Source organism: Ramlibacter sp. (assembly GCF_035706265.1).
Taxonomy (GTDB): Bacteria; Pseudomonadota; Gammaproteobacteria; order Burkholderiales; family Burkholderiaceae_C; genus Ramlibacter.
The window spans coordinates 1-9,001 of sequence record NZ_DASSVG010000073.1 but is presented as its reverse complement, the minus strand read 5'-3'; the positions used below and the strand labels follow the sequence as shown (position 1 = coordinate 9,001).

Genomic DNA, 9,001 nt, shown 5'->3' with positions numbered 1-9,001 from the left:
AAGAACTTGTGCTGCGCGTCGAGCGCCACCACGCCGGAGTTGCCGACGCCGTAGAACTCGATGCGGCCGCGCGTGCGGTGCGTTGCCGCCAGCGCCTCGGCCGCCTTGTCGATCGCGAAGGTCGAGGCGTCGTTGCGGTACTTGAGCAAGGCCGCCACCGCGTTGTCGATCACCTTCACCAGCACGTCGGCCGTCTTGTCGTCCGCGTCCACGCTGCGGTGGATGAAGGGCACGCCCTCGCTGACGCTGCCGGCCAGCTTGAGCTTGAAATCCGACAGCCCGTCGTAGCCCACGCTGCGGCAGAAGCGCACCACCGTGGGCTTGCTCACGTGCGCGCGCTCGGCCAGCTCGCTCACCGGCAGCTTGGCGAAGGTGCGCGGGTCGCCCAGCACCAGCCGGGCGACGCGCTGCTCCGCCGGTGCCAGCGAAGGCATCGACGCGCGGATGCGGTCTAGCATTCCTCGCTCCAGCAGAAGCCGTCGCGGGCGATCATGGCGCTGGAGGCGCTCGGTCCCCAGGTGCCGGCCGCGTAAGGCCGCGGGCCGCGGTCGGCCGTGCGCCAGTGCTCGATGATGGGCTCGACCCAGCGCCACGCCGCCTCCTGCTCGTCGCTGCGCACGAACAGGTTGAGCCGGCCGGCGATCACGTCCAGCAGCAGCCGCTCGTAGGCGCCGACGCGTTCGGAGCCGAAGCGCTTGTCGAAGTCGAGGTCCAGGTGCACCGGCGCCAGCACCTGGCCATTGCGGCGGTTCTCCAGCCCCTGCGCCAGCAGGTGCAGCTCCAGCCCGTCGCGCGGCTGCAGGTTGATGACGAGCCGGTTGGAGCTGCCCGGCGGCGCGCTGAAGATCGCGTGCGGGGCCTCGCGGAAGTTCACCACGATGGAGGCCTCGCGCGAGTGCAGGCGCTTGCCGGTGCGGATGTAGAAGGGCACGCCGGCCCAGCGCCAGCTCGCGATCTCCGCGCGCAGCGCGACGAAGGTCTCGGTCTGGCTCTCGGGGTCGACGCCGGGCTCCTCGCGGTAGCCCCGCACCGGCTGGCCGTGGGCGCTGCCCGGGCCGTACTGGCCGCGGATCACGTGCTGCTCCAGCGACTCGGGCGTCCAGCGCTTGAGGGAGCGCAGCACCTTCAGCTTCTCGTCGCGGATCGCGTCCGCGTGCGCGCTGATCGGCGGCTCCATGGCGAGCGCGCACAGCAGCTGCAGGGCGTGGTTCTGCACCATGTCGCGCAGCGCGCCGGTCTTGTCGTAGAAGGCGCCGCGCTTTTCCACGCCGAGGTCCTCGGCGATCGTGATCTGGACGTTGGAGACGTGCTCGCGCCGCCATACCGGCTCGAACAGGGCATTGCCGAAGCGCATCGCGAACAGGTTCTGCACCGCCGGCTTGCCGAGGTAGTGGTCGATGCGGAAGATCTGCCGCTCGTCCAGCACGCTGCGCACGGCCTCGTTGATCTCGCGGTTGGAAGCCAGGTCGTGCCCCAGCGGTTTTTCCAGCACCAGCCGGGTGTTGGGCCGGTTGAGGCCGGCCGCGGCGAGCTGCTGGACCACCTTGGTGAAGAGGTCCGGCGCCGTCGCGAGATACATCACCACCACTTCCGCATGGCGCTCGCGCAGCATCTGCGCCAGCCGCGCGTAGTCCTGCGGCCGCGACAGGTCCAGCCGCAGGAAATGCAGGAGCCCGGCGAAGCGCTGGAACTCCTCGGGGCTGGGCCGCTTGGCCAGGTCCACGTCGTCGAAGCGCGAGCGGATCAGCTCCCGGTATTGCTCGTCGCTGAGGTCGTCGCGCGCGATGCCGATGATGCGGCCGCCCTCGGGCAGCGAGCCGTGGCGGAAGGCCTGGAACAACGCGGGCATCAGCTTGCGCCACGCGAGGTCGCCGGTGCCGCCGAAGAGGACGAGGTCGAAGCTCATGCTGTTCTTGTTGATGGAGGTACGGCGACTGTAACTTAGTTTCAATTCAGCAGCAGTCGGCGCGCGGCGCACCCTCGGCAGGAACTTTGTAATTCAGTTACCAGCCGCTCGTGCTGCCGACGCACGGCGATCGCTGCGCGGCCTCTGCGGTCCTACGCGCCCGGCCGCGGGCGCGCCGGATAATCGGGCCATGAACCAACTGGATGCCCTCAAGCAGTACACCACGGTCGTCGCCGACACGGGCGACTTCCGCCAGCTCGCCCACTACCACCCCAAGGACGCGACCACCAATCCCTCGCTGATCCTGAAGGCGGTGCAGAAGACCGAGTACGCGCACCTGCTGGAGGAGACGGTGGCCAGGCACCGCACCGAGCCCCTCGACGAGATCGTCGACCGGCTGCTGGTGCGCTTCGGCACCGAGATCCTGCGGCACATCCCGGGTCGCGTGTCGACCGAGCTGGACGTGCGCGCGAGCTTCGACACCGAAGCCACGGTGGCCCGCGCACACCGCCTCATGGCCTTGTACCGCGCCGAGGGCGTGCCGGCCGAGCGCGTTCTGATCAAGGTGGCCTCCACCTGGGAGGGCATCCAGGCCGCGGCGCGGCTGCAGCAGGAGGGCATCAACTGCAACCTCACGCTGCTGTTCGCGTTCTGCCAGGCGGTGGCCTGCGGGCAGGCGAAGGTGAAGCTGATCTCGCCCTTCGTGGGCCGCATCTACGACTGGTACAAGAAGAGCGCGGGTTCCGCGTGGGACGAGGCGGCGCGCGCCGGCGCCAACGATCCGGGCGTGCAGTCGGTGCGCCAGATCTGGAGCTACTACAAGCACCACGGCATCGAGACCGAGGTGATGGGGGCGAGCTTCCGCAACGTCGGCCAGATCCTGGCGCTGGCGGGCTGCGACCTGCTGACCATCAGCCCCGAGCTGCTCGCGCAGCTGGCCGCATCCGATGCGCCGGTGCAGCGTGCGCTCGATCCGGCGCAGGCCAAGGCGGCCCCCATCGAGCGCGTGCAGTACGACGAGAAGGGCTTCCGCTGGGCCCTCAACGAGGACGCCATGGCCACCGAGAAGCTGGCCGAAGGCATCCGCACCTTCGCCGCCGACGCGGCGAAGCTGGAAAAGCTGATCGTGGCGGCCTGAGGTCATGGTGGACGCCCGCAAGCGCTGCGACCGCACGGCGGCCTGGGCGCAGCTGCACGAGCGCCTCGGCGCCACAGGGTCCGCGTTCGACCTGCGCGCTGCCTTCGCGCAGGACGCCGGCCGCTTCGAGCGCTTCAGCCAGCAGGCGCCGCACGTGTTCGCCGACCTGTCGAAGAACCTGATCGACGCGGCGACCGAAGAGGCGCTGTTCGCGCTGGCGCGCGAGTGCGGCCTGGAGGCGCACCGCGACGCGATGTTCGCCGGCGAGCGCATCAACAACACCGAGAACCGCGCGGTCAAGCACTGGCTGCTGCGTGCGCCGCGCGACGCGGGGGACCCCGACTCGGTCGCGGTGCACGACACGCTCGAAGCCATGCTGGCCTACGCCGAGCACGTGCGTGCCGACACGGCGATCACCGATGTGGTGAACATCGGCATCGGCGGCTCCGACCTCGGCCCGCAGATGGCCGTGGCCGCGCTGGACGCCTTCCGCATCCGCGGCAAGCGCTTCCACTTCGTCTCCAACATCGACGCCCACGAGCTCGACGCGGTGCTGCAGCAGCTGCGTCCCGAGCGCACGCTGTTCCTGGTCGCCTCCAAGACCTTCACCACGCTGGAGACGATGACCAACGCGCGCAGCGCCCGCGTCTGGTTCCAGCAGCAGGGCGGAACGGACGTGGCGCGCCACTTCGCCGCGCTGACCACCAATGTGGAGGCGGCACGCCAGTTCGGCATCGCCACCACCTTCGGCTTCTGGGACTGGGTGGGCGGGCGCTACTCGCTCTGGTCGGCCATCGGACTGCCGCTGGCCATCGCCATCGGCGCCCAGCGCTTCCAGGCCTTCCTCGCCGGCGCCCATGCGATGGACCAGCACTTCCGGCGCGAGCCGCTGGAGCGCAACCTGCCGGTGCGCCTGGGCCTGCTGGACGTCTGGTACCGCGACTTCCTCGGCTTCGCCAGCCGCAGCATCGCGCCCTACCACAGCGCGCTGCGCCGCTTCCCGGCCTACCTGCAGCAGCTGGAGATGGAGAGCAACGGCAAGAGCGTCGATGCGCACGGGCAGCCGCTGGGCTTCGCGACCTCTCCGGTGCTGTGGGGCGAGGCCGGCACCAACGGCCAGCACGCCTACTTCCAGATGCTGCACCAGGGCACGGACCGGGTGCCGGTGGAATTCATCGCCGTGCGCGAGCCGGCCCACCGCATCCCCGGCCACCACGAACTGCTGCTGGCCAACGCGCTGGCGCAGGCGCAGGCGCTGATGCAGGGCAAGCCGGATGCGGGTGGGCACCGCAACTTCACCGGCAACCGGCCGAGCACCTTCTTCGTGCTGGACGCGCTCACGCCCGAGTCGCTGGGTGCGCTGATCGCATTGCACGAGCACCGCGTGTTCACCAGCGGCAGCGTGTGGGGGATCGACAGCTTCGACCAGTGGGGCGTGGAGCTGGGCAAGGTGCTGGCGAGCGACATCGCGCAACGCCTTGCTTCGGGCAGCACCGAAGGGCTGGACGCCTCCACGGCCGGCCTGCTGCAGCGCCTGAAGGGCTGAAGCGCACGCTGTCGCGCAGGCGACCTGTTGCGTCCGGCGCACGCCCGGACGCGGCCAGTCAGCTTCCGCCAGCAGCTGCCTGTTGTTGCATCACTCCGTGGAAAGCCAACGCCGGTGCGGCCTCGCGACGAGTTCCACACGCTTGTCCACAACGTTCTCCACGGAAGCTGTGGGAAGCGCCGCTCCCCACTTGTGCTAGCGCTGGTCAGCGCTGGCCGTAGTGCGCGCCGGCGAACAGGTCCTTGTGCTCGCGCGGCTGCGCGCGCCAGTACTGCTTCGGCGCCGCCACCTGCGCGCCCAGCTTCGCCGCCGCGTGCCAGGGCCAGCGCGGGTCGTAAAGCATCGCGCGGGCCAGCGCCACCGCGTCGGCCTGGCCGCCGCGCACGATCGCGTCGGCCTGCTCGGGTTCGGTGATCAGGCCGACCGCGATGACGGGCAGGCCCACGGCTTCCTTGATGCGCTGTGCGAAGGGCACCTGGTAGCCGGGGCCGAGCGCGATCTTCTGTGCCGGCGAGACGCCGCCGCTGGAGACGTGGATCGCGGCGCTGCCGCGCGCCTTCAGCGCCTGCGCGAACGCGATCGTGTCCTCGAGCTCCCAGCCGCCCGGCACCCAGTCGGTGGCCGAGACGCGCGCCCACACCGGCCGCCCGGCCGGGAACGCCGCGCGCACGGCCTCGAACACCTCGAGCGGAAAGCGCATGCGGTTCTCGCGGCTGCCGCCGTATTCGTCCTCGCGCCGGTTGGCGAGCGGCGACAGGAACTGGTGCAGCAGGTAGCCGTGCGCGGCATGCACCTCGATGCCGTCGATGCCCAGGCGCGCGGCCCGCACCGCGGCTTGCGCGAAGGTGTCGCGCAGGCGCGCCAGCCCGGCGCGATCGAGCGCCTGGGGCGGCGCTTCGCCCTCCGCGTGCGCAACGGCCGAGGGCGCCTCGGTGCGCCAGCCGCGCTCCGCGTCGGGAGGGATCTGCGCGCCGCCGTCCCAAGGCGCTTCGCTGGACCCCTTGCGGCCGGCATGGGCCAGCTGGATCGCCACCGGAATGGGGGAATGCCTGCGCACGGCGGCGAGCACGCGCTCGAGCGCGGCCTCGTTGGCATCCGAGTACAGGCCGAGGTCGGTGGGCGAGATGCGGCCCTCCGCCGTCACGGCCGTGGCCTCGATGGTCAGCAGCCCGGCGCCGGAGAGCGCCAGGTGGCCGAGGTGCAGCAGGTGCCAGTCGGTCGCGCTGCCTTCGTCGGCCGAGTACTGGCACATCGGTGCGACGACGATCCGGTTGGCGAGGCGCAGCTGGCCCAGCTGCAGGGGTTCGAACAGATGGGGCATGGCTTCCTTTCCTGCCGCCATTAGAGCAGCGGCGCGCCGTGCGCGCACAATGGAGGTTTTGCCGGCGCATCCGATGTCCCCCCTCTGCAGCACCAGCACGTCCTCCGATGCGCGCGACGCCGGCGAGCGCACGGTGCTGGTCGCCGACGACGACCGCGACAGCGCCGACAACCTGTGCGAGCTGCTGCAGCTGCTCGGCTTCGGCACGCTGGTGGCCTACGACGGCGACGAGGCCGTGGACGTGGCGCTGCGCGAGCGCCCGCCCTACGCGATCCTCGACCTGCACATGCCGCGCATGGGCGGCGTGCTGGCCTGCACCCGCATCCGCGCGCAGGTGCCGCCCGGTGCGATGAAGCTGGTGGCGCTGACCGGCTCCGACAGCGCCAGCGACCGCGAAGCCGCGCAACTGGCCGGCTTCGACCACTTCCTGCTCAAGCCGGTGATGGTGAGCGCGCTGCTGCACCTGCTGCGGCCTCCGGCGCCCGCGCCGTAGCGCAATTCGCGCCTTAGCGCATTCCGCGCCGCGCGGCGGCCTTCGTCTCCTTCGATCGCGCTGGGCCGATTGCGGCCGGCGCGTGTGACATCCCTCACTCAACGCGCCTGCGCGCCTCCCGCACAGTCCAGCCTCACACAAGCACCAGGGAGGTGTCTTCATGCAAGGCGATTTCGCGGCCAGGGTGACGGCCGACCTGTTCTGGACCGGGCTGCTCGTGTGCCTGCCGGTCCTGGGCATCACGATGCTCGTGGGGCTGGTCGTGAGCGTCGTGCAGGTGGTGACCCAGATCCAGGAAATGTCCTTGAGCTTCATCCCCAAGCTCGTTGCCGCGGGGCTGGCGGTGGTCGCCTTCGGGCCCTGGATGCTGCGCACCCTGTGCCGCTTCACCGTGACCCTCTGGTCGCAGATCCCCTCGCTGCTCTGAAGCGGATCCGATGAACGCCCTCGTCTCCACCCTCGGCGCCGGCTGGATCCTCGCGGTGCTGCTGCTGTCGGCCCGCATCGCCGCCCTGCTGCTGATGACGCCGCTGCTGTACGCCGCCGCACTGCCGCTGCTGGTGCGCGTGCTGATGGCGCTGGGCTTCGCCTGCGTGATCGCGCTGCCGTTCGCGGGCACGCCGGCGCCGGCGCCGCACGATTTCGGCGTGCTGCTGCAGGCGCTGCTGCACGAACTGGCGATCGGCGCCACGCTGGGCCTCGGCGTGCTGATGGCGTTCGCCGGCTTCGCGCTGGCCGGCCGCCTGGTCGACGTGCAGGTGGGCTTCGGCATCGCGCAGGTGTTCGATCCGGCCACGCGTACGCGGGTGCCGGTGCTGTCGTCGGTATTCGGCCTGTTCGCCGCCGTGTTCTTCTTCCTCGTCAACGGCCACCACGCGCTGCTGCGTGGCATCGCCTACAGCGTGGAACGGTTCCCGGTCGGCCAGCCGGCGCCGCTGGCCGCCGCGGCGGAGCCGATCGCACGCGAGGCCGCGGCGCTGTTCGCGCTCGGCTTCGCCCTCGCCGCGCCGATCGTGCTGGGGCTGCTGCTGGTGGATTTCGCGCTCGGCGTGATCTCGCGCAACCTGCCGCAGATGAACATGCTGGTGCTCGGGGTGCCGGTGAAGATCGTCGCCGGCCTGCTGGCGCTGTGGGCCTGGGCCGCCACCTTCGGCGCGCCGGCCGGGCGCCTGTATGCGGCGATCTACCGCACCTGGACGGCCTGGCTGGCCACGGGAGCACGCTGAATGGCGGAGCAGGACCTCGATCGCAGCGAAGCCGCCACGCCCTTCAAGCTGCAGAAGGCCCGCGAGAAGGGGCAGACGCCGCGCAGCACAGAAGTGGTGGGCTGCGTCGTGTTCCTGGCCGCTGCCGGCTGGCTGGCCGCGCTGGGCGGCGAGGCCTGGAGCGGCCTGCTGCGCATCGCCCGCTTGCCGCTGCTGCGTGCGGGCGATGCGGTGCAGGAGCCCTTGGCCTGGGCGCTGGTGCAGGAGATCGCGGCGGGCGCGGCGCTGGTGCTGTGGCCGCTGTTCGTCGCGCTCGTGGTGGCGGCCGTGGCCGGCTCGGTCGCCCAGACCGGCGTGGTGTTCTCGCTGCAGCCGCTCAAGCCCGATTTCACCCGGCTGCATCCGGCGCAGGGGCTGCGCCGCATCTTCTCGCTGCGCACGCTGTTCGATGCCGCGCGGACCTGCGTCAAGCTGGTGCTGCTCGCGTCGGTGGCGTGGCTGGCGCTGCGCGCCCTGGTGCCGGGGTTCGCAGCGATTTCTGACGAAACACCCGCCGGCTTCGTGCAGGTGCTGCTGGCCGATGCCGGTGCGCTGGCCTGGAAGATGGCGCTGGCCCTGGTGGCGGTGGCGCTGCTGGATCTGGTCTTCACCCGGCGCGAGTTCACCCGCCGCATGCGCATGAGCCGCCGCGAGCTGAAGGACGAATTCCGCAATCGCGAAGGCGATCCGCGCATCCGCGGGCGGCTGCGCGAATTGCGGCGCGAGATGCTGCGGCGCAGCCAGTCGCTGAAGAACACGCGCGACGCCGATGTGGTGCTGACCAACCCCACCCACTACGCCGTGGCGCTCCGCTACGTGCACGGCGAGATGCCGGCGCCGCGCGTGGTCGCCAAGGGGGCAGGGCAGCTCGCCGCCGCGATGCGCGAGATCGCCGCCCGCCACCGCGTGGTCGTGGTGCAGAACCCGCCGCTCGCGCGCCGGCTGTTCCGCGAAGCGGCGCTGGACGAATACATCCCGCCGTCCTTCCATGCCGAGGTGGCACGCATCATCGTCTGGGTGCTGGCCGCGCGCCAGCAGAAGGCCCGCGCGGGCGCAGGGTCGGCGGCATGAACGCGCTCACCCGCTTCCTCGGCAAGCACACCGACGTGGCGATGGTGCTGGCGCTGCTGGGCGTGCTGCTGGTGCTGTTCCTGCCGATCCCGCGCGGCCTGCTGGACTTCCTGATCCTCGCCAACTTCAGCTTCGCCTTCCTGCTGCTGCTGCTCACCTTCTCGATGGCCAGGCCGGTGGACTTCTCCACCTTCCCTTCGCTGCTGCTGCTCGCGACCTTGTTCCGCCTGTCGCTGAACGTGGCCGCCACCCGCCTGATCCTGGCCGAGGGCGACGCCGGCC

The 9,001-nt window shown here is 71.0% G+C and carries 10 protein-coding genes; 7 read left to right on the top strand and 3 right to left on the bottom strand.

Annotation, left to right across the window (positions count from 1 at the left end; all coding sequences use genetic code 11):
- Both VFM98_RS02815 and zwf read right to left on the bottom strand, forming a co-directional pair.
- On the bottom strand, positions 1–458 hold a 458-nt coding region (locus VFM98_RS02815; protein WP_414708974.1), incomplete at its 3' end, for a MurR/RpiR family transcriptional regulator.
- On the bottom strand, positions 452–1,906 hold the full coding sequence (gene zwf, locus VFM98_RS02810; protein WP_325108378.1) for a glucose-6-phosphate dehydrogenase: 1,455 nt from the start codon (positions 1,904–1,906) through the stop codon (positions 452–454). The genes VFM98_RS02815 and zwf, both read right to left, overlap by 7 nt.
- 190 nt (positions 1,907–2,096) lie before the next feature.
- Here zwf and tal point away from each other — a divergent pair, with 190 nt between their 5' ends.
- A complete protein-coding gene (gene tal, locus VFM98_RS02805) occupies positions 2,097–3,044 on the top strand; it encodes a transaldolase (RefSeq protein WP_325108377.1) in 948 nt (315 codons plus the stop codon).
- Between the two features lie 4 nt (positions 3,045–3,048).
- Complete coding sequence (gene pgi / locus VFM98_RS02800; RefSeq protein ID WP_325108376.1) at positions 3,049–4,590, top strand: glucose-6-phosphate isomerase; 1,542 nt, start codon at positions 3,049–3,051, stop codon at positions 4,588–4,590.
- Positions 4,591–4,795: 205 nt separating this feature from the next.
- Here the strand turns inward: pgi and VFM98_RS02795 are convergent, their stop codons facing one another.
- Positions 4,796–5,911 carry an NADH:flavin oxidoreductase/NADH oxidase gene (locus tag VFM98_RS02795; protein ID WP_325108375.1) on the bottom strand — a complete coding sequence of 372 codons (1,116 nt, stop codon included), beginning with the start codon at positions 5,909–5,911 and terminating at the stop codon, positions 4,796–4,798.
- 73 nt (positions 5,912–5,984) lie between these two features.
- Here VFM98_RS02795 and VFM98_RS02790 point away from each other — a divergent pair, with 73 nt between their 5' ends.
- From VFM98_RS02790 to VFM98_RS02770, 5 genes are all read left to right on the top strand, one after another.
- Positions 5,985–6,404 (top strand): response regulator, encoded by a 420-nt coding sequence (locus VFM98_RS02790; RefSeq protein ID WP_325108374.1) that lies wholly within the window; start codon positions 5,985–5,987, stop codon positions 6,402–6,404.
- A gap of 160 nt (positions 6,405–6,564) precedes the next feature.
- On the top strand, positions 6,565–6,831 hold the full coding sequence (locus VFM98_RS02785; protein WP_325108373.1) for a flagellar biosynthetic protein FliQ: 267 nt from the start codon (positions 6,565–6,567) through the stop codon (positions 6,829–6,831).
- Between the two features lie 10 nt (positions 6,832–6,841).
- The gene (locus tag VFM98_RS02780; protein WP_325108372.1) at positions 6,842–7,630 is read left to right on the top strand and encodes a flagellar biosynthetic protein FliR; all 789 of its coding nucleotides are present in this window, start codon (positions 6,842–6,844) and stop codon (positions 7,628–7,630) included.
- A complete protein-coding gene (locus VFM98_RS02775) occupies positions 7,631–8,719 on the top strand; it encodes an EscU/YscU/HrcU family type III secretion system export apparatus switch protein (protein WP_325108371.1) in 1,089 nt (362 codons plus the stop codon).
- On the top strand, positions 8,716–9,001 hold a 286-nt coding region (locus tag VFM98_RS02770; RefSeq protein ID WP_325108370.1), incomplete at its 3' end, for an FHIPEP family type III secretion protein. The genes VFM98_RS02775 and VFM98_RS02770, both read left to right, overlap by 4 nt.

Bases quoted from the DNA above. Each gene is read 5' to 3' on its own strand.
- VFM98_RS02775 (WP_325108371.1), top strand. From the start codon at position 7,631: ATGGCGGAGCAGGACCTCGATCGCAGCGAAGCCGCCACGCCCTTCAAG.
- pgi (WP_325108376.1), top strand. From the start codon at position 3,049: ATGGTGGACGCCCGCAAGCGCTGCGACCGCACGGCGGCCTGGGCGCAG.
- tal (WP_325108377.1), top strand. From the start codon at position 2,097: ATGAACCAACTGGATGCCCTCAAGCAGTACACCACGGTCGTCGCCGAC.
- VFM98_RS02780 (WP_325108372.1), top strand. From the start codon at position 6,842: ATGAACGCCCTCGTCTCCACCCTCGGCGCCGGCTGGATCCTCGCGGTG.
- VFM98_RS02790 (WP_325108374.1), top strand. From the start codon at position 5,985: ATGTCCCCCCTCTGCAGCACCAGCACGTCCTCCGATGCGCGCGACGCC.
- VFM98_RS02795 (WP_325108375.1), bottom strand. From the start codon at position 5,911: ATGCCCCATCTGTTCGAACCCCTGCAGCTGGGCCAGCTGCGCCTCGCC.
- VFM98_RS02785 (WP_325108373.1), top strand. From the start codon at position 6,565: ATGCAAGGCGATTTCGCGGCCAGGGTGACGGCCGACCTGTTCTGGACC.
- zwf (WP_325108378.1), bottom strand. From the start codon at position 1,906: ATGAGCTTCGACCTCGTCCTCTTCGGCGGCACCGGCGACCTCGCGTGG.